Source organism: Agarivorans sp. B2Z047 (genome assembly GCF_023373605.1).
In the GTDB taxonomy this organism is placed as follows: Bacteria; Pseudomonadota; Gammaproteobacteria; order Enterobacterales; family Celerinatantimonadaceae; genus Agarivorans; species Agarivorans albus.
Map to the genome: position 1 here is coordinate 3,860,796 of NZ_CP088080.1, position 24,358 is coordinate 3,885,153.

The 24,358-nt window shown below is 43.5% G+C and carries 22 protein-coding genes; 5 read left to right on the forward strand and 17 right to left on the reverse strand.

Annotated elements, in window-relative coordinates:
* Nucleotides 1-12 precede the first annotated feature (12 nt).
* Together LQZ07_RS17655 and rpoE are read right to left on the reverse strand one after the other, a co-directional pair.
* Complete coding sequence (locus tag LQZ07_RS17655) at nt 13-549, reverse strand: sigma-E factor negative regulatory protein (RefSeq protein WP_152781653.1); 537 nt, start codon at nt 547-549, stop codon at nt 13-15.
* 21 nt (nt 550-570) lie between these two features.
* Complete coding sequence (gene rpoE / locus LQZ07_RS17660) at nt 571-1,149, reverse strand: RNA polymerase sigma factor RpoE (protein ID WP_016402860.1); 579 nt, start codon at nt 1,147-1,149, stop codon at nt 571-573.
* Nucleotides 1,150-1,351: 202 nt separating this feature from the next.
* Here rpoE and nadB point away from each other — a divergent pair, with 202 nt between their 5' ends.
* Nucleotides 1,352-2,965, forward strand: a complete 1,614-nt coding sequence (gene nadB / locus LQZ07_RS17665; RefSeq protein ID WP_152781655.1) for an L-aspartate oxidase — start codon at nt 1,352-1,354, stop codon at nt 2,963-2,965.
* 437 nt (nt 2,966-3,402) lie between these two features.
* Here nadB and LQZ07_RS17670 read toward each other — a convergent pair whose 3' ends face one another.
* Nucleotides 3,403-3,648 (reverse strand): succinate dehydrogenase assembly factor 2, encoded by a 246-nt coding sequence (locus tag LQZ07_RS17670; RefSeq protein WP_016402863.1) that lies wholly within the window; start codon nt 3,646-3,648, stop codon nt 3,403-3,405.
* A 155-nt stretch (nt 3,649-3,803) separates the two neighbouring features.
* On the opposite strand from LQZ07_RS17670, the gene ygfZ reads away from it, so the two are divergent.
* Nucleotides 3,804-4,748: a tRNA-modifying protein YgfZ gene (gene ygfZ, locus LQZ07_RS17675; RefSeq protein ID WP_152781657.1), complete on the forward strand. Its 945-nt coding sequence runs from the start codon at nt 3,804-3,806 to the stop codon at nt 4,746-4,748.
* A 34-nt stretch (nt 4,749-4,782) separates the two neighbouring features.
* Entirely contained in the window at nt 4,783-4,995 is a 213-nt protein-coding gene (locus LQZ07_RS17680; protein ID WP_152781659.1) for a DUF1289 domain-containing protein, read from the forward strand.
* Nucleotides 4,996-5,064: 69 nt separating this feature from the next.
* Here LQZ07_RS17680 and pstB read toward each other — a convergent pair whose 3' ends face one another.
* From pstB to LQZ07_RS17745, 13 genes are all read right to left on the reverse strand, one after another.
* On the reverse strand, nt 5,065-5,814 hold the full coding sequence (pstB, locus tag LQZ07_RS17685; RefSeq protein WP_016402866.1) for a phosphate ABC transporter ATP-binding protein PstB: 750 nt from the start codon (nt 5,812-5,814) through the stop codon (nt 5,065-5,067).
* Nucleotides 5,815-5,823: 9 nt separating this feature from the next.
* A complete protein-coding gene (gene pstA, locus LQZ07_RS17690) occupies nt 5,824-6,666 on the reverse strand; it encodes a phosphate ABC transporter permease PstA (RefSeq protein WP_152781661.1) in 843 nt (280 codons plus the stop codon).
* A complete protein-coding gene (pstC, locus tag LQZ07_RS17695; RefSeq protein WP_152781663.1) occupies nt 6,666-7,601 on the reverse strand; it encodes a phosphate ABC transporter permease subunit PstC in 936 nt (311 codons plus the stop codon). The genes pstA and pstC overlap by 1 nt, the downstream gene beginning before the upstream one ends.
* Before the next feature lie 77 nt (nt 7,602-7,678).
* A complete protein-coding gene (locus LQZ07_RS17700; protein WP_152781665.1) occupies nt 7,679-8,494 on the reverse strand; it encodes a phosphate ABC transporter substrate-binding protein in 816 nt (271 codons plus the stop codon).
* A 216-nt stretch (nt 8,495-8,710) separates the two neighbouring features.
* Nucleotides 8,711-9,169 (reverse strand): DUF882 domain-containing protein, encoded by a 459-nt coding sequence (locus LQZ07_RS17705; protein WP_256471421.1) that lies wholly within the window; start codon nt 9,167-9,169, stop codon nt 8,711-8,713.
* Between the two features lie 262 nt (nt 9,170-9,431).
* Complete coding sequence (locus LQZ07_RS17710; RefSeq protein WP_152781667.1) at nt 9,432-11,171, reverse strand: murein L,D-transpeptidase; 1,740 nt, start codon at nt 11,169-11,171, stop codon at nt 9,432-9,434.
* A 109-nt stretch (nt 11,172-11,280) separates the two neighbouring features.
* Complete coding sequence (locus LQZ07_RS17715) at nt 11,281-11,820, reverse strand: DUF924 family protein (protein ID WP_152781669.1); 540 nt, start codon at nt 11,818-11,820, stop codon at nt 11,281-11,283.
* A 21-nt stretch (nt 11,821-11,841) separates the two neighbouring features.
* Nucleotides 11,842-12,285 (reverse strand): hypothetical protein, encoded by a 444-nt coding sequence (locus tag LQZ07_RS17720; protein WP_152781672.1) that lies wholly within the window; start codon nt 12,283-12,285, stop codon nt 11,842-11,844.
* Entirely contained in the window at nt 12,278-12,904 is a 627-nt protein-coding gene (locus tag LQZ07_RS17725; protein ID WP_016402875.1) for a metalloregulator ArsR/SmtB family transcription factor, read from the reverse strand. The genes LQZ07_RS17720 and LQZ07_RS17725 overlap by 8 nt, the downstream gene beginning before the upstream one ends.
* An 86-nt stretch (nt 12,905-12,990) precedes the next feature.
* Nucleotides 12,991-14,259: an ABC transporter substrate-binding protein gene (locus LQZ07_RS17730; protein WP_152781674.1), complete on the reverse strand. Its 1,269-nt coding sequence runs from the start codon at nt 14,257-14,259 to the stop codon at nt 12,991-12,993.
* A 263-nt stretch (nt 14,260-14,522) separates the two neighbouring features.
* Entirely contained in the window at nt 14,523-15,395 is an 873-nt protein-coding gene (gene lepB, locus LQZ07_RS17735) for a signal peptidase I (protein WP_152781676.1), read from the reverse strand.
* Between the two features lie 10 nt (nt 15,396-15,405).
* Nucleotides 15,406-15,990 carry a flavodoxin family protein gene (locus LQZ07_RS17740; RefSeq protein WP_249483230.1) on the reverse strand — a complete coding sequence of 195 codons (585 nt, stop codon included), beginning with the start codon at nt 15,988-15,990 and terminating at the stop codon, nt 15,406-15,408.
* The gene (locus tag LQZ07_RS17745) at nt 15,983-16,447 is read right to left on the reverse strand and encodes a hypothetical protein (protein WP_152781679.1); all 465 of its coding nucleotides are present in this window, start codon (nt 16,445-16,447) and stop codon (nt 15,983-15,985) included. Before LQZ07_RS17745 ends, LQZ07_RS17740 begins: the two co-directional genes overlap by 8 nt.
* Before the next feature lie 584 nt (nt 16,448-17,031).
* Between LQZ07_RS17745 and LQZ07_RS17750 the strand changes: the two genes are divergently transcribed.
* On the forward strand, nt 17,032-19,020 hold the full coding sequence (locus LQZ07_RS17750; RefSeq protein ID WP_152781681.1) for a methyl-accepting chemotaxis protein: 1,989 nt from the start codon (nt 17,032-17,034) through the stop codon (nt 19,018-19,020).
* A gap of 33 nt (nt 19,021-19,053) precedes the next feature.
* On the opposite strand, the gene LQZ07_RS17755 is transcribed toward LQZ07_RS17750, so the two are convergent.
* Entirely contained in the window at nt 19,054-19,719 is a 666-nt protein-coding gene (locus tag LQZ07_RS17755) for a YoaK family protein (protein ID WP_249483232.1), read from the reverse strand.
* Between the two features lie 1,104 nt (nt 19,720-20,823).
* Here LQZ07_RS17755 and LQZ07_RS17760 point away from each other — a divergent pair.
* Nucleotides 20,824-24,036: a glycoside hydrolase family 48 protein gene (locus LQZ07_RS17760; protein WP_152781683.1), complete on the forward strand. Its 3,213-nt coding sequence runs from the start codon at nt 20,824-20,826 to the stop codon at nt 24,034-24,036.
* Nucleotides 24,037-24,358: the final 322 nt, after the last annotated feature.

Here is a 24,358-nt window from a genome sequence, read left to right on the forward strand (position 1 = left end):
TAGGCTAATTATTTACTCTACAATTCGTTGCTGGAAGCGATGGTCCTGTAAGTAGGCGCTAATACGCTTACGCTGCTCCATAATTTCAGCTTCACTTAGCTCACGAGGCTGAGGGTTAGACTGTAAGCTAACTGGTGCTACAGCTCCCCCCACCGGTACTGTGCTAAATACGGGTAAAGGTTGGTCAGCATCGTTGGCTTGATATGAATATTGCTGAACACCAATAATAGCGGCTACCGCTACCGATGCAGCAATTGCATATTGCCCAGCATATTTGAAGAATCGAACGACACGTACTGACGATTCCTTTTGTTCGGCCACCTGAGGTTTAGGGGCTACAATCGCTGGCTCTTGCTCCAAGGCAGCAGCTACACCACTAGCAATATCAATATCGATTTGCTTGGGAGTTTCTCCGCGAAGTACATCACCAATTAAGTGATAATTACTCCACTGCTCTGCATGCTCCGGCTCATTGGCTAACAGATCTAACAGTGCTGCGTCGGTTAATTCGTTATCAACCAGTGCGGATAACTGTTCTTTATTTGCCATATTAGTCATCAATCCCCAAAGTTACCTACTTAAAAGCGGTTGTATTCGCTTTTCAATTGCATCCCTTGCTCGGAAAATCCGTGATCTCACGGTCCCGACAGGACAATCCATTACATTGGCAATCTCTTCGTAGCTTAAACCATCTATCTCTCGAAGAGTAATTGCAGTGCGCAAATCATCAGGTAGTCCTTCCATTGTAGCAAAAACTACCTCTTTTATTTCTTCGGATAACAACAAAGTTTCTGGAGTGTCGGCTTCTTTCAAAGCATCTGCGCCATCATAGAACTCTGCTTCATCAGCATCCACATCATTTGCAGGCGGTCTACGACCTTGAGCAACAATGTGGTTTTTAGCAGTATTTACTGCAATTCGGTATAACCATGTATAAAACGCACTTTCTCCTCGAAAGTTTGGTAGTGCACGGTAAGCCTTAATAAACGCATCTTGCGTTACATCGGCTACATCCCCGTGATTCACAATATAGCGTGATATAAGGTTTGCTACCTTATGCTGATACTTTTGTACCAACAAATTAAATGCCGCCTTATCGCCACGTTGCGTTCTTTCGACCAACGTTTGATCTGTCCACTGTTCTGACATTTGTAACTACCGTCCTCCTAATGCTTGAGATTCGGTAGCTTTTTTGGCGGCACATCTCTTCAGACTGCTTGTTTTCAAAAAAGTTCTCTTCCAACCAAATAAAATTTTTGCGCCTCTGTGAGACACTGCAAACTTGCGTAAGTTTCAGTTAAACTAGCTTATACTCCAATTTTTCTTTTAACTACGTATAAGAGCGCATCTAATGGAATACACTAGCGATGTTCTAATAATAGGCAGTGGCGCTGCAGGCTTAACTATGGCCTTAAACTTAGCTGATTATGCCAAAGTCCACGTACTGAGCAAAGGACCTCTCAAAGAAGGTTCTACTTATTATGCTCAAGGAGGCATCGCTGCTGTATTTGATAAGAATGACAGCGTAGAAGAACATGTCAATGACACCTTAATCGCGGGTGATGGCTTATGTGACGAAGATGCAGTTAAATTTACCGCAGAAAACAGCAAGCAATGTATTGACTGGCTAATTAATCTAGGCGTTCCTTTTGACCAAGAAACCGCCACCAATGGCGAGGCCAAGTACCACCTAACCCGAGAAGGAGGGCACAGCCGCCGCCGTATTCTGCATGCCGCCGATGCCACCGGTAAAGCGGTACAAAAAACGTTAGTACGTGCGGTATTAAGCCACCCTAACATTACTTTGCTAGAGCGTTTCAACGCCGTTGATTTAATCACCGAAACTGACAACGAGCAGAAAAAAGTGGTTGGCGCCTATGTTTGGAACCGCAATAAAGAGCGAGTAGAGGTAGTTAAAGCCAAGTTTGTCGCAATGGCTACTGGCGGTGCAAGCAAGGTTTACCAATACACCAGTAACCCAGATGTAAGTAGCGGCGATGGCATTGCCATGGCTTGGCGTGCGGGCTGCCGGGTAGGCAATATGGAATTTAATCAGTTCCACCCAACCTGTTTATTTCACCCAGAAGCGCGAAACTTTTTGCTTACCGAAGCGCTGCGCGGCGAAGGCGCGTTACTAAAACGCCCTGATGGCAGCCGCTTTATGCCAGATTTTGACTCTCGTGAAGAGCTCGCTCCCCGAGATGTAGTAGCACGCGCTATCGATTATGAAATGAAACGACTAGGTGCAGATTGTGTCTACTTAGACATTAGCCACCGCGATGATGAGTTTATTGAACTGCACTTCCCTACTATCTTAAAGCGCTGTTTAGAGCTGGGGATCGACATTCGCAAACAAGCTATTCCGGTAGTTCCTGCGGCCCACTATACCTGTGGTGGTGTAGTCACCAACCTGCAAGGCGAAACCGACCTAGCCAACTTATACGCCATTGGTGAAGTGGCCTACACTGGCCTGCATGGCGCTAACCGCATGGCCAGCAACTCGCTGTTGGAATGTGTGGTATTCGCCCACGCGGCTAGTGAGCACATCAAGCAGCACTTAAACGAAGTGCAGTTATGTAACAGCATTCAGCCTTGGGATGACAGCCAAGTAAGCGACTCTGACGAAGAGGTCATCATTAACCACAATTGGCATGAACTGCGCTTATTTATGTGGGACTACGTAGGCATTGTTCGCACCAACAAACGCCTGCAGCGAGCAATGCGCCGCATTCACTTACTGCAGCAAGAAATATTTGAGTATTACTCAAACTTTAAAGTGGGTAATAACTTGTTGGAGCTGCGTAATTTGCTGCAAGTAGCAGAATTAATTGTTGGCTGTGCGATGCGCCGTCATGAAAGCCGCGGCCTTCACTACAACTTAGATTACCCAGATAAGTTGGATAAGATCAAACCAACCATTCTCGACCCCAATACCTTCTATCAAGAAGAAGATAGCGAAAGGTAATTATAAAAGGCTTACATAGGTAAGCCTTTTTTGTAGCCATAAGTTTGCTTATTTAAAGGCTTGCTTCCGCCTTAGGGAAATTAATTACAAAGCATAATTTGCGATAAATATGCTCTGGCAAGCTGTCGGCAAAAATCAGTTTACATTTAGGTTCATCTCGCTCAAATACAATCACCAGACAACAGCCAAATGCGACTCGAGAATAGTTTGACCATGTGCATTCAAGCTGTTCATCTTGTTGTTCAAAAACCATTTTGTCAGGGCTGAAATAGCCACTAGGCTGATAATGCCACCAATGGGAGACAAGCACGACACTGGTTAACAGACAAAAAACTATAAGCGGAAATAACTGAGGAAAGAGGCTTAAAACCAAGCCTTGGAAAAACACACTCGCAGCTATCAAGTACAAGTAGCTGCGTGAACGATGAGCTGAAAAGTTACACTTTGACACGCTTAAGGATATGCTCAACCATGGCCGCTAACGGTGCATCTTCACATTCTTTATGGCCCATAAACCAAGCGAATAAATCAGGATCGTCACAAGCTAGTAAACGTTTAAAGGTAAGCTTTTGCTCGTCGCTTAGTTCATCGTAGGCTTCATCAACAAAGGGCATAAACAAAACATCTAGCTCTAACATCCCACGACGGCAAGCCCATTTTAAACGTGATTTATTTTCCTGCATGTTGTTCCTTGTAGACATGAGTTACACTGGTCAGCATCAACTTATTTCGACTAAAAGCCTTATAAGTAGTGCTGTAAAAGTATTGACGAAGATACCATTTCAACAACAAAATTACACCCTTATAAGCTTGACTTAGCTCTCAACGGAAGCCGACTATGTCTCAACAAACTTTATGTACTCTTCCTCCATTATTGGTTCAACCTTTGGATCAATGGCACCTAGTTAGAGTAAGTGGCGAAGACGCCCAAAGTTATTTACAAGGCCAACTTAGCTGCGATGTAAATAGCCTGTTACCGGGCCAACAAAGCTTGGCTGCTCACTGTGACCCTACCGGAAAAATGTGGTCGGTATTACGTCTACTGCGCTTGGAGCAAGACTACCTTTACTTGCAACCAGCATCTTTAGCAGAGTCACAATTAAAAGAACTGAAAAAGTATGCGGTGTTTTCAAAGGTAAATATCGAAACCGAATCCACATTACATACGGTAGCGGTAATGGGAACCGAAGCACCTCACTATATTGCCGAGCAATTTGGTGAAGAAATTGCCAGCCATGGCGGCCTAATTGAGCAAGGTATTTGTGTCCATATTGACGGCCCGAAACGCCGCTACTTGGTGATCACAGAAGATAACAATTGGGGGGCAGATGCTCCTAACAGTGATCTTGATGCCAATGAGCTTTGGCGTGCCCTGCAGATTGTTTCTGGTTTACCCACCATTGAACAAGCAACTCAGCAGCAATTTATTCCTCAAGCGCTTAACTTGCAGCATTTAAACGCCTTAAGTTTTTCTAAGGGCTGTTATACCGGCCAAGAAACTATTGCTCGAGCCAAGTATCGCGGCGCAAATAAACGCGCTTCGTTACGTTTAGCGGGTCACGGTGCTACTTTGCCTAAAGCTGGAGATAGACTAGAACAGCAAATGGGTGACAACTGGCGCGGCAAAGGTACAGTATTGCAAGCAGTTCAGTTAGAACCGGGCTACGTAGAGCTATTGGCAGTGCTAAACAACGATACCGATGCAGAAGCTAAGTTTCGCTTAGCAGGCGATGAGCAAAGCTTGTATACCATCGCTCAACTGCCCTACAGCTTAGTAGACTAAACTAGTATTAAGCGCCTGTAGAGATTGCCTAGCCATGGAACTACACAAACTTGTTGATTCGCCCTGTATCAGGCAATGCACCCTTGACGGTGATGACGTTTGTGTTGGCTGCTTTCGCCACCTCGATGAGATTTGCGCTTGGAGTGGTTCTAACAATGCATCTCGAAAAGCGATTTTGCAGCGCTGTGAACAACGCCGCAAACTAGCGCCACAATGGCAATTTAGTCACAATATTGTTAAGCGCTAGAAAGCCAAACTATAGATACAAAAAAGCCGCAGAACATAGCTCTGCGGCTTTTATTTAACTATCTAATACTTAACCAAAATCGCCATTCACATAACCGCGAGTACGCTCATCCACTGGCGCATTAAATACTTGGTCGGTATCGCCATGCTCAACCAACTCGCCCATCCAAAAGAAGGCGGTTTTATCTGAAATACGCTTAGCTTGAGCCATTGAGTGCGTCACAATCACAATAGTGAACTTTTTACGCAACTCGTCCATCAACTCTTCAATCTTGTGAGTAGCAATAGGGTCTAAGGCACTGGTTGGCTCATCCATCAAAATCACGTCTGGTTGAATCGCAATGGTGCGCGCAATACACAAGCGCTGTTGTTGTCCACCAGATAAACCAAATGCAGGGCTATTTAAGCGGTCACTTACTTCATCCCATAAAGCTGCACTGCGTAGCGCTGTCTCTACCGTTTCATCTAGAATTTTTTTATTGCGAATACCTTGGGCTTTCAAGCCGTAAGCTACATTTTCATAAATGCTCATTGGGAACGGATTCGCTTTTTGGAATACCATGCCCACTTTCATCCGAAGCGCTGCAACATTGCGATCTTGATAAATGTCTTTGCCTTCGAGCTTTACGTCACCTTTAATGGTTACGTTCTCAATTAAATCGTTCATACGATTTAACGTTCGCAATAAAGTAGATTTACCACAGCCAGAAGGGCCAATTAACGCGGTAACTTTCTTTTCAGGGATCGGTAAGTTAATCCCTTTAAGGGCGTGAGTGTCACCGTAATGTAGGTCTAGTTGGTTAACGTCAAACTTATTCATATCAATCTCTTAGTAAGAAGCTTTGTTGAATCGGCTAGCGATCAGCTTAGTTGTTAGGTTAATAAGCAGTACTAAAACAATCAGTACTGTTGCAGTTGCATAAGCCTGATTCCATTCATGAACGGTGAACAACTCTTGAGTTAATTTGTATAAATGAACCGTTAAAGTTCTACCTGAATCCATCACTGATTCAGGGATGCGAGTTACCATACCCGCGGTTAAGAATACCGGTGCAGATTCACCAATAATTCGACCAGTACTTAGGATAACTGCGGTAACAATTCCCGGCATTGCCGACGGTAGTACTACACGCCAAATTGTGTAAATACGTGAGCTTCCCAAACCATAAGAGGCTTCGCGATAAGCTTGAGGCACCGCAATTAGCGCTTCTTCAGTGGTACGAATAATCACTGGCAAAATCAAAATAGCTAGCGTTAAGGCGCCCGACAAAATAGAGAACCCCAAACCTAAAGTAACTACAAAGAAGGTCATACCAAACAAACCGTAAATGATCGATGGTATGCCCGCTAGCGACTCAGTACAGAAGCGAATAACCTTAACTAATTTACTACCTGGCTTTGCATATTCGGTCAGGTATAAAGCGGTCGTAATGCCAATAGGTGCGGCAATTGCGATAGACAATCCAACCATGTAAATGGTTGAAACAATCATCGAGAAAATACCCGAGGTTTTGCCAACGGTTGTATAAGCAGAGCTAATAAACTCCCAGCTAACATGGCTTAAGCCGTTGCTTAAAATATGCCAAAGCATCCATACCAAGAATAAAATAGTCATGCCGGCTCCGCCCCAAATAAGGCTAAGCGCAATTCTGTCTTCAATACGGCGGCGCATTACTTCACCCTCTTACGATTTAATACCACTAAGCTGGTATTCAAAATCATCACAAATACCAATAAAACAATACCCGTTGAATACAAAGAGCTGGCGTGAATGCCAGTCGCATACGACATCTCTAATGCAATGTTGGCGGTAAGCGAACGGGCTGAATCTAACAATGAACCAGGCATAGCCGTTGAGTTACCCATCACCATAATAATTGCCATGGTTTCCCCAACTGCGCGAGCCACACCCAGTACTACGCCTGCCAAAATCCCCGAGCGAGCAGCTGGCAACATCACCTTAAAAATGGTGAACATGGGTGAAGCACCCAATGCGTATGAGCCTTCTTTATAGGTACGAGGAATAGCGCGAATAGACGTTTCTGCAATAGTGATTACGGTAGGTAAAATCATCACCGCCAAAACAATGATGGCTGCTAACAAAGTACTACCAGCAGGAACATTAAACGTTGATTCAATTGCCGGAACAATAATAACCAAACCAAAGAAACCATATACTACCGACGGAATGCCAGCTAGCAGCTCTACGGCAGGGCGAATGATATTTGCCAACCATTTCGGCGCAACTTCAGCTAAGAATATTGCCGTTAGTAAGGCTACTGGCACGCCAATAACTACCGCACCTAAGGCCGATACTACCGACGCAACAATCATGGCACCAATGCCATATAACGCTGGCGGATACCAATCTACACCAAGTAAGAAGTTGGTTAATCCGGCAAACTGAATGGCCGGTAAGCCCTCAAGCACCAAGAAGTAGCCAATAGTCGCCACCGATAGCACACCAATTAGTGCACTGACCAAAAACAGCAAGTTAAAGAAACGACCAACCCAGTCGACCTTTTGGGAAGACTGGCTAAGCGCTTCTAATAGCGCAGAATTTTTCAACTCAAATTCTTGAGTTGGAGCAGCAATCGTTTGATTCATTTTAAAATTATTCCAAAATCAACGTACAACAAAGAGGCATTAAACAATGCCTCTTTTCTTCGTTCCAAATGGGAAGCTTAATTAACTTCGATGTAGCCTTCTTCAGCAACAATCGCTTGACCATCAGTACCCATAATGAAATCTAGGAACTGTTGAGCTTCAGGAGCAGGCTGGTTGTTCACCAACAATACGAATGGACGTGCAATGCCGTAAGAGCCAGACTTGATGTTGTCTTTAGTCGCTGCGGCACCTTCAATAGATACAGCTGCTAGAGAGTCATCAACCGAACCTAAAGAGATGAAACCAATAGCGTAAGGGTTGTTAGCCACTAAAGTTTTAATTGCACCATTACCACTAGCAACCTGTGCACGTGGAGAGATAGCTGTAACAGTTACATCGTTGATTTTACGAGTTAGACCCATAATGTCTTCAAATGCACCACGAGTACCTGAACCTACTTCGCGAGTAACTGCAACGATAGGTTGGTCAGCGCCACCTACTTCTTTCCAGTTATTAATCTCACCCATGTAGATTTTTTTAACCTGCTCAATGCTTAAATCTTTTATTTCATTAGCATTGTTTACAGCTACTGCAATTCCGTCCATTGCCATAACAATTTCTTGAGTTACTTCATTCTTTTCAGAATCTTTAACATCACGAGAAGACATACCAATCATGCTAGTGCCTTCTTTAGCAGCACGAATACCTGCAGAAGAACCAGTACTTTGAACTTCAACAACGTCATGCTGAGTTGCTTGGTATTTTTCAGCTAATACTTCCATGATTCCTGATACCGAAGTAGAACCAGAAACGGTAACAGTGTTACTTGCAAACGCGCTAGTAGCAAACAACATAGAAGCAGCACTTAATGCCGTGATTAACTTGGTTTTCATAACATTTCTCTTTGCAATTAAAAATAACAATCAATTTGTCTAAGTCGGGATGCATTGAAACAATCAAATATGACAGATAGATTACAAAAAGAATTAATAGGAGATTTTTTGGATTTATTCTGAAGTTTTTATTTGGATTTTATATTTAAAGTGGTTTTTATGACTAAAATTTAACAAAAAAAGGGCGAACACAGCATTAGCAGTTCGCCCTAAGTATTAAGACCCGCGCCAGCTGCGCACCCTTCCGGTGTCTAAGTGGATAAAACCGCTAGCAGGGTAATAGCCCACGCCACCTAGTTTTAAATCAAGCGCATGTTGGTGTACCTTAGCTAGAGATTGCCCCTTAACTCGCAGATCCACGGCTTGTCCGGTCATATGAAAGCTTTTTCTGGCAACCCCACCACCATTTTTCCGCAACATCTCATTGGTTGCTGGTGAACGATAGCCAGAAATAATGTCAAAATGCACCTTTCCGCCCAAGCGATCTTGCAGCAAGGCCATTTGCATATATAAGGCCTTATCCATTTCGGTGGCTTCATTACGTCTAAAATCACGTAACAATTGGTCCAACTGCCCTACTTCCTTGTCTTGAAACTCACCACTTTTCCAAAAACATACCTCACAGCTTTCGTTGGTATGTAAGTTGGTCATGCTTAGAAAGCGCTCTCCCGGCAATTCCCTCGCAATACTAGAACTCGCATAGCTTTTTGGTATTCCAAGACCGACTAACCCAGCGCCTAACCCTAACAACAACGACCGCCGTTTTATATTTCGGTCTAACATCAACACTCACTCCAAATGGATCAAAAAACAATCAATTTGGTGAAAAATACCGACAAACAGCCTAAAAAGCAAACAAAGCTCTAGGTTTTAGTCATAGCATTTGGAAAAGGATCGTTTACAGATACCAGCTAGTAGTTTGTTTAAACTAGATTTTCTAGCTCGCTAAAAAAGAATCAACAGAGGCAAAATTATAAATATCTTTTCGATAATGCAGCCCGCCACTACCATCAAACCACGAGGTAAAATACACCAAGTAAACGGGTACTTTTTGTTTCAATGGAACCCATTTAGGCTCACCTTTAGCAATCAAACGCTGTTTATACTGTTCGCTATAACCCGCCTGTTTGAGCAAAGTCTCTGCTAGGTAATCAGCCGCCTCAACCCGCACGCAGCCGGAGCTAAAAGCCCGCTGTTGTTCAGAGAATAGTTCCGGAGAAGAAGTATCATGTAAATAAACCGCAAACTGATTATCAAAATGAAACTTGTAAGCACCTAGTGCGTTACCAGGCCCTGGGCGCTGGCGCATACGATAAGGAAAAGAGCCTGTGTCTTTAACTCGTGTCCAATCGATTTGCTCACTGGGCACGGCTTGTCCCTGATAGTCAAACAACTCAAAACGTTGCTGGTCAACGTAGGCTGGGTCACGACGCAGCTTAGGGATAATGTCTTTACGAACAATGGTTCTTGGCACGTTCCAATAAGGGTTTATCACCACACTACTTATTTCACTCACCAATAAAGGCGTAGCTCGTGAAGCTCTGCCAACTACCACTTTAGATTGAAAAACCTCACTGTCTTTATCTAGATAAGTCATCTGGTAAGCTGGCACATTAACCATAATACGCTGCTGATTAGAACTGAGCATAAAGCGCTCGAGTAACTGCTTACGCAGTAAATTTCTGGCCAACATTTTAGAGCGATTCACTGGCTTAAAGTTTAGCCAATACAGCGTATCGCTCCCTACTATGCCATCAGCCTTTAAACCATGCTGCGTTTGGAAACGCTTTAACGCAATTACAGTGTCTGCGTCCATAATATCTAATTGCAAATCAGCAAACTGATTAGCGATATCAAACTCAGCCAGACGCTGGCGAATTAAGGGTACCCGCCAGTCACGACTGTTTAAGCTAATCAGCGGTCCACTTGCAATATTCACTTGTTGTTTTCGCTGCTGTTGCACATTTAACCAATGCAAAATCTGCTGACGATAACGCAAACGCTCAATATTCAGTTCACCGCGCATACTACTTAACTGCTGATACAAATCTGCTCGGCTTAAGTGAGCCAGCCACGGTTCATCAATTAGTATCACCAAGGGCGTAGCAGTAATGCTGTTTAAGGCCATACTTTGGGCATAATCTAAACGCATTAACTGCTGGCAAAAAGCCATTAAGCCCAAAAAGGCATCGGTATATAAGGCTTCCCACTGTGGGTTATCGTTGTTTATCGCATTTATTTGCGCCAGCCAATCACTTAACTGTTTTGGCCCCCCCGCTAAACTAAACTCCAACAACATCCACTGTAGTTGGTCGCGGGTATTTCTCGCCTGAGGGTAGCCATACCAAAGTGAATCGGGATGAAAATATTGAATGGATTGTTGAAGATCTGGATAACGAACTTGGTAGTCTTCTGCCTTAAGTGCCAAGGCTGACTCTCTTCCCGCTTGAACTGGCCAACTTAAGCGACTTAATAAGCGCTCTCCTACACCTAATTCACGATTTGGAGAAGTATCTAAACCCTTAATAGCCGATTGCGAAATGTCAGTATCAAGATGAGTTTGATTGGCTTGTTTAAACACATTACTGGCTTGCTCGTTAGGCCCAAGCAAGCTTACCGCTGCATGAAGATGCAAACTAAAACAACTTACAAAAATGCCCAACAACAACCTGCTCACTGGCTACTCCAACACCAAACAACACCCTTTAAGCTTAGTGTCTAACTGGTATTGGCAGCACAAAAAAACATGACAATTTTATGTCACAATTTTAAGTTGTTGAGATCATTTAGAAAGAAGAGTCGGGCCCTGCTAAAAAGGCGATTTCTTCAGGGCTAGACTCTCTACCAAGTATTTGATTACGGTGTGGGTAGCGTCCAAAGCGCTCAATAATCACTTTATGCTTTAGCTCAAACTGATAGTTATTTTCTAACCCTGGTGCCTTAAACAACTGCTCTGCCTGCTGGTGAATAACTAAGGATTCACTATGCATATACGGCATATATAAAAAGCTGCGCTGGCTTAGATTAAGCTGTTGATCAAACCCTTTTGCTACGGCTTGCTGCGCGAGGCATAGCGCTAATGAATCGTTAGCAAAAGCACCCGCTTGACCACGATGAATATTTCTTGAGAACTGATCCAATATTATGATTTCAGCTAAGCTTGCTTGCGCTTGCTCACGCCAAGTAAATAACTCGCCACTGGCAGTTTGTTGCAACAAAGCAGAAAACTGATTACTTATGAGTTCATCAATCTTAGCGTCTACACTAAACCACTGTTGTGGGTTTAGCTGTTCAAACCAAAAATCTAAAACGTCTTGATAAGCCATACTTGCCTCTTTATTCACTGGCTAACAGCCGCAGTCACCTTGTAAGTTCCACTGGCATTGCTGGTAGTTTTCGAAAGTGGAAATTTGACTTATATACCCTACAACTTCACAGCCTTGCTCTCCCCAAGTACAGCCAGGGCGAACTTGATTTTCTACTGTTATGGCTGTCGCTTGGTAGCGAAAATTTTGAGCTAAACTCAATCCAGCTTGGGTTAACAAAGGGCTCTCTTTAGCTCCCCATAAACTCACTAATTTGCCTTCGCGCATCATAATGGGATGAGTTCCATCAAGAGCGGTTTGCAACACAATGTCTGGACGAATCGGAAGATTGGAAGGGAAATAGTAACTGCAACCACATCCCCATCGCTGTTCTGCCACTGGAATAGCTTGCAACTCACAGGAATAAGTAACACTACTTAGCATTGCTAATAACGCGGTGCAGAATCCAACCACAAACTTATTCATAACCATCCAAAGGCGTTAAGGTATAAGCGCAGCGACGCGAGCCAGCAACAATGTGTTCGGTGCGCTCTACCTCGCATTCGCTAAACAGTTTCTGCAGCATATCAAGTTCAGAGCGGCATAAACCTTGGCATTCAGTAGCAGCAATACAAATAGGGCAATGATCTTCAACAAACAAGTAAGCACTTTGCTGACGCTGCCAATTAGCCATGTAACCTTCTTGGCTACGCTTATTACTCAAAAGCTCTAACTTGTCGGCAATACTGGTAATGCCGTCCATCGCTTGCTGATAAGCACTAAAACTTTGTTGCTCACGATGACTAACCAATTGCTCTAAGCCAGATTCACCGAATACCTGCTTCACCGCACCAATTAGCTGAACACTTAAATCGCTGTGGCAATCAGGAAAGCGTCCATGGCCTTTATCGGTTAACTGCCAATATCGAGTAGGCCGACCTACTTTTACTTTTTTGTCGAAATGTTCAATTAGGCCATCACTTTCCAAACTTTGTAGATGCTGGCGAACGCCCATGGTTGTGATATCAAGCTGCTCGGCTAACATCTTTACCGTAAGCCCACCTTGGCTTTTTATTCGATACAAGATGTTATCTGTGGTTTTCATGCAATTGTCCTGCGCCTTTGTTAAGCACATTATTGTCATTGCTACCGGCTTTGTAAAGCTAGCACTTTATTAAGCTAACAAGCCACTTAGTGAATACTTTTGAAAACTTTAATTCTCAGAGCTTCTAATTGCTCAAGAGCTTCAGAAGCAGTAACTCTACCTTCCAAAAACTCCACCATTATATCCATAGCAGGCAATGCAAATTGTTTAGGGCTATCACGATCAAAAAACTGAGACACTCCTTTGGCGCTATTTAACAGCTGAGTGCCAGCTTGAATAAAACGATCTTCACTGCCCTTACTGTTAGACAAGGGATTAATTTTCCCCAATTGCTGATTAAGCTCGACTAAGGCGTCGCCCTTGGACAAGAAATCTAAAAACCAATAAGCGGCGATATTAGTTTTCGCTTGTGGGTGCGCCACAATGACATCAATAGGCGCTTCTTCATATAGCTTCTGCCCTTCAAGCACCGGCGGAAACGCCGCAAAGCCTAAATCATTACGCACTCTATCGGGCACGGTCGCGAGAAAGAAATTCCCCATTAACACTGCCGCGGCTTTTTCACGATACATTGCTGGTAGCGCTTGTTTCCAGCCCATTTCATCACTGTTTGGCACAAAACACTGAGCATCGATAGCTTGTTGCCAATAATTAAAGACCTGTACCACTCGCTTATCGGTGAACGCGATGTTCCCAGCCAGCAACTGTTGATGAAATGCCAAACCATTAATGCGCAAATTAAGGTAGTCAAACCAAGCAGCCACCGGCCATGCTTCTTTGCTACCAATGGTGACTAAGTGTTGTTGTTTGTTGGCAAAGCTTTGGCAACTCATCAGAAATTGCTGCCAACTAGTAAAGGTATCGGGTTGATAGCGAATCATCGACTGCCGATAATAAAAGCCCCACTGGTAGTAATTTATTGGTAAGGCGTAATAATGTTGCTGATACCGGGAAGCATGTTTAGCAGCCGAACTGAAAGTATTATCCCAATTGGCCTGTTGCCACCACGATGAGATATCGAGAATTAGGTCATTTTTAGCCAATGCTCTAAGCCGCTCACCACCAAACCAAAAAAACAGATCACCTTCGCCATCATTGCTCTTCATGATGTCTTCAATGTTCTTTTTGTAGTATTCGTTTTCGTAAACCTGAGTCCCCACCTCAACATGTGGGTAGGCAGTACTAAAACGTTCAATAAGCTGCTTGTAGGCTTGTCGCTGTTTGCCGCTACTGGGCATTAGTACCAAGGTGAGCGAGTATTGTTTATCTAGTTCATGCTTTGCATTAACTTGCCAAGAGCCAATGAGTAAAAACAAGAGCAAAAATAACTTTAGCCACTTAGACGAATGTTTCAAGGCGCCAATACTCCTTAAAGCCTGCTAGTTCAAACAATCTAATCATTAAGCAAAAGCAAGCGCGTTAGGCAGCACCAATTGTTAGCTTATTGCCATGGAAAATATTGATTTAACTATAGTTATAGCAGCTCTTTGGCACACAACAAGTTGCTTTAAACCAAACACACAAATTTACGAATATGACTTATTGGCACTCAACATATTCAATTTTCTGTAGAAACATCACAACTCAACTACGGTAAAGCAAATCAGTTTTCTTCACCCTATTTAATTCTTTCAGACAGAGACGTTTTTAAGGTGAAGTCATTGGGTTTAAGTGTTAACACTAGCTTTCCAAGAATACGATTACCATCAACAGCGCCGTATAAACGGCTGTCTGCTGAGTTATCCCTATTATCTCCGACAAAAAAGTAGGCATTATCAGGGATCACATAGGCGTCACTAAAAGAGTGAGAAACACCAATAGCTCTTTGTATTAAATAGCTATTATTGGCTAGCACTTCTTGGTAGGTTTCCGTATGAGTTGTGCCAGATACAAAGCTTACAGACAATTCTTCTCCGTTTAACTGTATATCGCTACCTTTAAAGCTAATTCTATCTCCTGGTAAGCCAATTAAGCGTGCAACGTGGGGCGCATCCATGTTTGGTGGGTAAAATGCGTAAACACTGCCTTTTAACATCAGTTCTGGCTTCACCTTGTCGTTATCTACAAAGATTACCCCGAAAGTACCATAAGTTCCGTAACCTTGCTTCTCCACCACAATGTAATCCCCAACCGATAAACTAGGATTCATGGACCTTGCGAGAATAGTAAAAGGTTCGTATAAAAACGCTCGAATCAAGGTGACCGATATCAACACCCCAGCGTGAATAGCGACTAAGCCCCACCATTTGGAAAACCATGCTCTAGGCAAGCAAATATTGTAATGCCTAACAATGAAGTAGCTATGAATAACAATAACTAACACCAGTCCTAATGTTAAATAGCTTGAAAAATACCAATCGACAATGGCAGTAAAAATTGACACGCACAAGTACAAGCTAAATAAGCCAAGGCGATTTAAGTAAAGAAATACAAAGGGTTGGACTATTACTCCTAATAGAAATGATATCCAAAATTTAGGCTTCCATTCCATTTAGGCTCCTTTAAGTTTTTTCGGAAGTATTTTTCAACAGATACCCTACCCGTTGGCCTAAATAACGCGCAGTTGCAACATCGCTTGGGTGAACCTGTCCATTACTTGATTGGGCTACTACACCCAGCTGACACCCTAAGCGATTTAACTCTCGTTGATCGTAACCACTAGCTAAGTCTAAACCTACCCACAACATACCATGTTGATTGGCGAGCGTTACTAGGTATTGCAAAGTACTGGTTTGATCACCATTTAACGCACTGCCGCAAGTAAAGCCAGCGGCCACTTTCCCTGCCCATTGTTGCTTACACCAAAGCTCACTGGTTGCGTCAGCAAAAGCCTTAAATTGTGCTGCTACTCCGCCCATGTAGGTGGGTGAACCGAAGATAATGGCATCACAATCGACAAGTTGTTCAAATACTTCAGGAGCACAAAAGCGCCCTTCTACTATTTGCTTACCTTGAATTTGAATACTGACAACTTCTATTGAATATGACCCAGCAAGACCAGCTTGTAGGGCTTTAGCTAAAGTGCCAGTTACATCGGTTTTAGTAAAATACACCACCGCAACTTTAAGTTTCTGTACTCTAGTCACAGTACTCCTCGACCTTAGCTTCAACCTGCTGCTGGCAGGTTTGCTTATAACGAATATCTATTTCATTAATTAAGTTGGTGTAAACCTCAAAGCTTTCTTCATAGCCTTTAAAGGCTAGGTCTGCATTACTTTTATTGCCTTCACTAACGCAGGCCTCATGCACCGAATACCACTGCTCCGCGGCTTTCTCGGCATTATCTAATACTGTGTTAAGAGGCACTTGGTTAATTAAAGCGAGTTGGCTTCGCTTATCAGTAAACAATTTACATACCTTGTCGCGAGGCATGTCATAGTCCCAAGAACATATTGCCACATACTGTTTACTCAAAGTTTGAATGTCTTGGTGTATACGCTGGTTGCTGCTGGAAGCTTCGGCAAAACCTTCTTTAGAACACACACTGGCAAAAGCTAATGTCGGTAAACAGCTTACGGCAATAGCAACAAGTAAATTTCTCATTTTCATCCTTAAAGCAGAGCTTCATTTCACACTTATATTTATTAGCAATAAACTAAAACTACGCAGCACTCCAATCAAAATGCCTAGGGCACCTTTCTAAGCATTCTATACCTTTGATTTGATAATGCTTTTCTTACAAGTGCAATAATTGCTTAAGATCGCATGTTCAATCGAGAAAAACATCAGTACAGCTCCAAAAAAATACTTTTTATCAAAAATATGCGCTGTATCTGCTGCTTACCTCAACACTACGATAACAAATATAAAAACTAGCCAAACTAAAAACCAAGTTCAGAGATACTAGGTTTAACGGTAGTATTTCCCGACCTTTCATGAACACAACAAGCAGAGTATTGAACTAGGTTAAAAGCATTAGTTAAAAATTATCGACCTGCCTTTGTATATTTTACAATTCATTATCTGGTCAACCAATATTACTTATGGTACTAATTAGTCATACGAACGAATCGTAATAATTATTCCTAAAAATCAGTAAATTAGTGAACCATACTAATAACTATGGCTAGCTTTATAGTAACTGATTTGGCTTGGGAGCAGCAGGAATACTAACAGGGATCTGTATCATGAAACTCAAAGTTGTAACCCGCACACTACTTGGTTTTGCTGTGCTACTTGCGTTGTTGTTGATTGTTGCGCTAATTGGCCAAATTAATATGCGACAACTAGAAAGCCAACTGGATCAAACCGTCAGCCGCTTAGCGCCAATGGCAGAGCAAGTGAATCAACTATCGGGATTATTGCTTAACTCGGCGCGCAAAGTTGGCTTACACAGCAATAGCCAAAACCGCCAACAAGCAGAGCAACTAGAACAGGAAGTTACCAGCCTATTTAGCAGCTACAGCCAACGTATTGAGTCCCTCTCTCTGTTAGCCCAACCTTACCCGCAAATAGTGAGCGGTTTAAGTCAATTAGACCAAGACCTTAATAGCATTAAAACCACCAGCCAAACGCAGTTAACCTTGGCCAACCAAGCGCAACAAGCACAACAGTTGTTAACCAATCAGCGTCAAAGCTTTAATCAAAAGTGGAAAAACTTTGCGGGTGATATGGAGTTTATGATTGAAATGGTAGAAGAGAATGCCGAATGGGTTGTAACCGGCATGCAAGCCGACATAGTGGCGTTTTCTGGCTCTCTTGAGAAACTGTTTTATGTTCAAAATGCCCAGCAGTTTGACTCTCAATTTAGTGTTGTATCTAGTTATTACAAATCTCTTCAGCAAAAGCAGGAACAATTGCTCAAGCTAGATCCAGCCAGTGGAAAGGAGTTAACCAGCTATTTCCAATTACTCAAACAAGCCTTTGCTAACAACGGCTTATTTAGCAATCTAAACAATCAGCAATTAGTTCTGAGTCGTCAAAACGAACAACTAGTGACGCTAAACCAACAAACAGACCAAGCCCTAAACTTACTCGACAATATCTCTGAGCAGCTAAGCCAAATCATTGCAGCCGCTCACCTACAAGCTCAACAAAGCTCAAGTTCTGCGCTATTGCAAACAGGGCTCGTGCTGCTTTTGTCAATTGCTATAACCCTCTTTGTAGCTTGGAACGTAAGCAGGCAAATTCGCTTACCGCTAGCAAATACCCTGGCTCAAATTAAACGCATGGTTGATGGCGACTTTAGAACAGTTGAAGGTGTAAATGCCCACGATGAATTTGGTCAAATAGCCACTCATTTACATGAGCTTAGTGCCCAAATGAATCAGGTAATTAGCCAAATGAGCAATAACGCAAAGCAACTTGCTGCCAGCGCCAAGAGCGGCTTAGCAACCAGTGAGCATTCACATAAAGTGATTCAAGAGCAACAAGATCAAAGCCAGCTCGTTGCCGTTGCGATAAGCCAAATGGAAGTGGGTGTTAACGAAGTATCAGAGCAAGCCCAACAAAGCCGTGACGACATTGGCCAAGTAAACCAACTTACTGGGCAAAGCCACCAAGCCGCGCAATCGACTTTAGCCACAACTAATCAACTACAAACCACCGTGGTAGATGCCAGCCAACAAGTGAGTGAGCTTAAACAACAAAGTGATGACATTAACCGTATCGTTGATGTTATCCAAGGCATAGCCGAGCAAACCAACTTATTAGCCTTAAACGCCGCCATCGAAGCTGCCCGCGCAGGCGAACAAGGCAGAGGTTTTGCGGTCGTTGCCGATGAGGTTAGAGGTTTAGCTACTCGAAGCCGCGAAGCCACGCAAGAAATTCTAACTATGATAGAGCAACTACAGAGCCGCGCTCAACACGCTATGGACATGATGGTACAAGGTGAAACCATGGTAGGCAGCTGTATAAACGAAGCCGAGCAAAGCTCTCAACAGCTAGAGCAAGTTGCTCAACTGCTAAGCGCTATTCAACAGCGTAGCGAGAACATTGCCAATAACGCCCAAGATAAACACACCGTGGCGGTACAAGTAGCTAACAACGTTGAGAAAATTGTCGAACTGAGCGAACTGGCCAACCGAGATGCTAACCAAAACCAGCAAATTAGCGATGCACTGCAGCAGCAATCTCAGCAACAGCTAAGCGAACTATCTCGGTTTAAGCTGGGATAAACAAACGGCTTTTACATAAACATAAAGCGGTAATCACACCGCTTCATGTTTAGCCTTATAAACCGAGTAGAACAGCGCCAAAGATAAACATACTCCAGCTGGTATCAATAAAGAGTAAAACGCCAAGTTAGCAAAGCCAAATGCCCCTAAAGTGCCACCGAGTATAAAACCTAGCACAATGAGTGAAAACAACAGTGCGCGCCGTTTATCAAATGGGTCACCGCGAAGAACAGCCCCCAACATAATCCCCAAATCGGTAAATATACCGGTAACGTGAGTGGTGCGGACAACCGCGCCACTGTAGGTAGTTGCCAAGGCATTTTGTAAACCACAAGCGGCGGATGCTAAGTAGATCCCATAAGAGAAATCACCGATTAATAGATAGCTAGCACCACAAAGAAACGTTGCCTCTAAGCAAAGTAAAGCGCTGTAATTACGCCCCAGCTTTAACGCTTCACCCCGTAAAAAGTAGCCAGAAATTGCAGCGCCCATAACAAAGCTAAACAACACGCCAAACAAATATAACAAGTCGTTAAAGCCAGCACTCATTGCTCCCGTGCCCAGCAAAGTGGCCGTTCCAGACAAATGGGAAACTGACTGGTGCTTAAATCCCAATAAGCCCACAGCGTTAATAAAACCCGCGTTCAACGCTAGCAAAAACGTTCCATATTCAACCCAGCGAGGTAACTTAGAGATCACAGCAATTCCTTGAACTTATACGCGTTTTTAATCCTTGCGAACAAAAGTTTACCAAACAACCAAGCGTTACCGAAGTAAGTAATAAGTGCCAGAGTAGTGACAACATAAGCAACACAAGCAAAACACTTCTGGTAACTCAGGGCTTGGCAAAAATAACGCTCTTAAAATCGATGAAGGTTAAAGAAACCCCTTCGCAAAATGGGCCTTAAACGATAATTCAAAGAGCCGAACAATCCAGTAGCAAACATTCATGGCTTTGATTGTTTAGACTAAAATCTAAACTTCACTATGCGCGATGCTTTTTGATGCCTTAACCTCAATACTGCCTCAGCTGTATTTCAGCTTTAACTAAAAAACTGTCTCAAATTTAAGACAACGCAAGCCTTTCACATTTATGAACTAAGCAATTTATTCGCTTGTAGCCTTTATTCTTAAGCCCACAGCTCACTTTAGAAAACACTGTCTCAAATTGGGGACATAACAATTGACAAAAATGAATATTTACCATTAAATATTCATCATCATTTATTTAAACAACAACACAAAGAAATGCAGAACTTGGTAAAAACCCCTCATTGAGACAGGCACGGGAATACATACAAATCATTAATAATAATGAAATAAAACGATAAAAACAGCCAATATAAGTCATAAGTTAATATCTATAACAAAGCTAAAATTGGTATAACCCTGTTAAAAAATCAATATCATCTCAAACACCTCCCGCGATCAGAATCACATATTTATGCAATAACACATGAAACAAACTCTAAATGTAGATTGTTTTTTATCCATTCAATGTTTTACATCACGCTGCCAGATTTGTTCATCAAAACAGCTATAGATATTTCTATTAATAAGTTTGATTCTTTAGCCCGAATTTATCGTCCGTTCTGTTGGCTAGGTGTTAACTCCCCTTGTAAAAAAACAACACGCTCAAACTAGCCAAGAGCTTGGCGATAGATTCCGTTTTTTTAGGCTGTATAAAAATCTGTTGCTAGATGATGCGGCTAGAAAGCCACACACGGCAACAGTGACCAATGTGTTTTAAAGGTGACAGCAATACCCTGTCGTTAGGGTTTATTTTTTGAAATGGAGTTTACAATGCAATTTGCTAAACGTTTAGGTTCGAACCATTTACGCGGTTCAAATCAAGCTACTGGGTTAATACGACGCTCTAAACTTACCGCCGCAATTGTTAGTGCCCTTGTTGGGGTTAGCTTTTCTGGTATCGCTAATGCGTCGGAATACGAAGATCGTTTTGCTGAAATTCGCGGTGAAATTTACGCACCAGAAAATGGTTATCTAAGTGCCGACGGTGGCCCTTACCACTCTATCGAAACTTTTATTATTGAAGCGCCAGATCACGGGCATGAATCAACCTCTGAAGCGTATTCTTACATTCTTTGGTTAGAAGCTGTTCACGGTAAACTAACCGGTGATTGGCAGCCGCTTATCGATGCCTGGGCTCTTATTGAAGACCACATTATTCCTACTTCGGAAATGCAGCCTACGGCCGATAAATACGCGAACGCTAAAGCGACTTATGTACCAGAAGGCCCGCTACCTTCTAGCTATCCCCTTCCACTAACTAACGGCGCAGCTGTAGGTGAAGACCCAATCAGTGCCGACCTAGCTTCAACCTACGGTACCTGGGACGTTTACGGTATGCACTGGTTGTTAGACATGGACAATGTCTACCAGTACGGTAATTTGGGAGACGGAACATCTACGCCTTCATACATCAACACCTTCCAACGTGGCGAACAAGAGTCGGTATGGGAAACGGTGCCACACCCTTCTTGGGAAGATTTTAGTTGGGGCGGTGAGTACGGCTTTTTAGACTTGTTTGTTAAAGAATCTCAAGCGCCTGCTAAGCAATGGCGTTACACCAATGCGCCAGATGCCGATGCTCGTGCAGTACAAGTGATGTACTGGGCATTGCAATGGATGAAAGAACGTGGACAAGATCCAGAAGTTGTTGCACCAGGTCTAATGGCTAAAGCAGCCAAAATGGGTGATTACCTGCGTTTGGCCATGTTTGACAAATACTTCAAGAAGATTGGTTCGCAAGATGCGCAGGGAAGCGCTGGCCAGGGTTACGACTCTGCTCACTACCTAATGTCTTGGTACTACTCTTGGGGTGGTCCTATTGACCCTTCAGCAAACTGGGCTTGGCGTATTGGTTCTAGCCACGTTCACTTTGCCTACCAAAACCCAATGGCGGCTTATGCACTCTCGCAAATTGCCGAGCTACAACCTAAAGCACCAAACTCAGTTCGAGATTGGGATATTGGCCTAGAGCGTTCTTTAGAATTTTTCCAATGGACACAGTCAGCTGAGGGCGCATTCTCTGGTGGTGCCACCAACAGTTGGAACGGAAAATACGATACCTACCCAGCAGACCGCGCTAACAATACCTTCTATGGTTTAGCCTACGACGAAAACCCAGTTTATGAAGATCCAGGTTCTGGCACTTGGTTCGGTTGGCAAACTTGGGGGGTTGAGCGGGTAGCTGAATACTACTTCATTACTGGCGAAGCACGCGCTAAAGCGATCCTAGATAAGTGGATTAGCTGGGTGCTAAACGCTACACCAGAAAAGGGCCTACCAGTTCTCGATTTTAGTGACAACGACGTAAAACTCGCTGCAACTTTAGCCTTTACGGGTGTTCCAGAGAAATGGGATCCTGCTAACCCTAAAGCCAATACAAACCTTCATGTTGAAGTAATAGACCACGGGCAAGATGTGGGTGTTGCGCACAACTTAGCTAAAACCCTTATGTACTACGCTGCAGCAGAACAGAAACACCAAGGTGAAGTTCATCAAGGTGCTAAAGATGCTGCACAAATGATTTTGGATCGTTTTTGGGCTAACCATCGCACAGATAAAGGTGTCTCGGCCCCTGAAACACGCAGCGACTATGCAGAACGCATCAACGAGCCAGTATTCTTCCCAGCAGGATGGAGCGGTAAAAATGCGGTTGGCGCAGACTTAAATGCCGACACCACATTCTCTAGCATGCGTCCTTTCTACAACGAATCAGATCCAGGATATCAAGAGCTGCAAAATGCTTTAGCTGAAGGTCGCGATCCAACATACACTTACCACCGTTACTGGGCCCAAGTAGATGTTGCAACTGCAAACGCCTTGTATGCTGAATTGTTCCCTGAGGCTGATTGTGCAGACGGATGCTCCCCAAGCGCTAAAGACATTGCAGTTAAAACTTCGGTAAACACTGCAACTAGCATTACCCTAGAAGGCAGTGACAACAATGGCACGGTAGAGTCTTACAACTACAGCCAAGCGAGCAACGGCACAGTAAGTGGCACAGGTAAACAAGTTACTTATACTCCGCAAAATGGCTTTGTAGGTGTTGATAGCTTTACTTACACAGTTACCGACAACGAGCAACTAAGCTCTGCCCCAGCTACGGTAACTATCACTGTTGAAGATCTAAACAGTAACTTGCCACCAGAAGCGTGTTTTACTGCTACACCAACTAGTGCAATGGTAGGCGATATCATTAGCTTTGACGCAAGCTGTGCAACAGACACTGATGGCGACACCTTAAGCTACAGCTGGGCCTTTGGCGACAACAGCAACGGCAGCGGTGCAAGCATTAAGCACAGTTATGCAGCCGCTGGCAGCTACGACGCAGTGTTAACAGTAAATGATGGCAAAGGTGGCGTAGATACTTCAAACGTAACTATCACCATTGAAGAGCCTGCTGGCAACCTGCCTCCGGAAGCTTGTTTTACCGCTACCCCAACCAGCGCTAATGTTGGCGACGCGATTAGCTTTAACGCTAACTGCTCAAACGATGCAGACGGAGATAACTTAAGCTATAGCTGGGCCTTTGGCGACAACAGCAATGGCAGCGGAGCTTCAACTCAACATAGCTACTCACAAGCGGGTAGCTACAATGCAGTACTAACAGTAGACGATGGTAAAGGTGGTGTAGATACCTCTAGCACTACTATCACTATTAGCGAAGCGCCGGTTTCTAGCGCTAGCTGTAAGTACGAAGTGCAAAACCACTGGAACGCTGGCTTTGTTGCAACCATAACCATTACTAACAACGGTAACGAAGTGATTGATGGTTGGGATGTTAACTGGAACTACGCCGACGGTTCGGTAATGAGCAACGGTTGGAACGCTAACTTTAGTGGTAGTAATCCATACTCTGCTAGCTCATTAAGCTGGAACTCACGCATCCAGCCAGGCCAATCAGTAAGTTTTGGTCTGCAAGGCAATAAAGCGGTATTTAACGGCCCTGCTCCTGTAGCAACCGTTACTGGCGCTGTGTGTAACTAAGATCCAATGTTCGTTTCATAATCCGTAAGTAAAGGAGGCCTAGGCCTCCTTTTTTCATGTTTAAAACCAACAGCATTAGCATTTCCTCCAAACTAGAACCCATTTCGCAATCTACTCACCTTGCTAAGCAACAGGCGATAAATCCAGATCTCATTTTTAGCCGCTCACCTTCTGAAACATCGGCCTAATATTTCTTAACACTCACTAAGTTTGTGCTGCTTTCACACATTCGATCATTATTATCAAATCACATAATAAAAATCAAAAAGCTGACTTATACCTTTATTCGCATGAGGGAATTATGTGATTAGTCAATACCGTA

Bases quoted from the DNA above. Each gene is read 5' to 3' on its own strand.
- LQZ07_RS17655 (WP_152781653.1), bottom strand. From the start codon at position 549: ATGGCAAATAAAGAACAGTTATCCGCACTGGTTGATAACGAATTAACC.
- rpoE (WP_016402860.1), bottom strand. From the start codon at position 1,149: ATGTCAGAACAGTGGACAGATCAAACGTTGGTCGAAAGAACGCAACGT.
- nadB (WP_152781655.1), top strand. From the start codon at position 1,352: ATGGAATACACTAGCGATGTTCTAATAATAGGCAGTGGCGCTGCAGGC.
- LQZ07_RS17670 (WP_016402863.1), bottom strand. From the start codon at position 3,648: ATGCAGGAAAATAAATCACGTTTAAAATGGGCTTGCCGTCGTGGGATG.
- ygfZ (WP_152781657.1), top strand. From the start codon at position 3,804: ATGTCTCAACAAACTTTATGTACTCTTCCTCCATTATTGGTTCAACCT.
- LQZ07_RS17680 (WP_152781659.1), top strand. From the start codon at position 4,783: ATGGAACTACACAAACTTGTTGATTCGCCCTGTATCAGGCAATGCACC.
- pstB (WP_016402866.1), bottom strand. From the start codon at position 5,814: ATGAATAAGTTTGACGTTAACCAACTAGACCTACATTACGGTGACACT.
- pstA (WP_152781661.1), bottom strand. From the start codon at position 6,666: ATGCGCCGCCGTATTGAAGACAGAATTGCGCTTAGCCTTATTTGGGGC.
- pstC (WP_152781663.1), bottom strand. From the start codon at position 7,601: ATGAATCAAACGATTGCTGCTCCAACTCAAGAATTTGAGTTGAAAAAT.
- LQZ07_RS17700 (WP_152781665.1), bottom strand. From the start codon at position 8,494: ATGAAAACCAAGTTAATCACGGCATTAAGTGCTGCTTCTATGTTGTTT.
- LQZ07_RS17715 (WP_152781669.1), bottom strand. From the start codon at position 11,820: ATGGCTTATCAAGACGTTTTAGATTTTTGGTTTGAACAGCTAAACCCA.
- LQZ07_RS17720 (WP_152781672.1), bottom strand. From the start codon at position 12,285: ATGAATAAGTTTGTGGTTGGATTCTGCACCGCGTTATTAGCAATGCTA.
- LQZ07_RS17725 (WP_016402875.1), bottom strand. From the start codon at position 12,904: ATGAAAACCACAGATAACATCTTGTATCGAATAAAAAGCCAAGGTGGG.
- lepB (WP_152781676.1), bottom strand. From the start codon at position 15,395: ATGGAATGGAAGCCTAAATTTTGGATATCATTTCTATTAGGAGTAATA.
- LQZ07_RS17745 (WP_152781679.1), bottom strand. From the start codon at position 16,447: ATGAGAAATTTACTTGTTGCTATTGCCGTAAGCTGTTTACCGACATTA.
- LQZ07_RS17750 (WP_152781681.1), top strand. From the start codon at position 17,032: ATGAAACTCAAAGTTGTAACCCGCACACTACTTGGTTTTGCTGTGCTA.
- LQZ07_RS17760 (WP_152781683.1), top strand. From the start codon at position 20,824: ATGCAATTTGCTAAACGTTTAGGTTCGAACCATTTACGCGGTTCAAAT.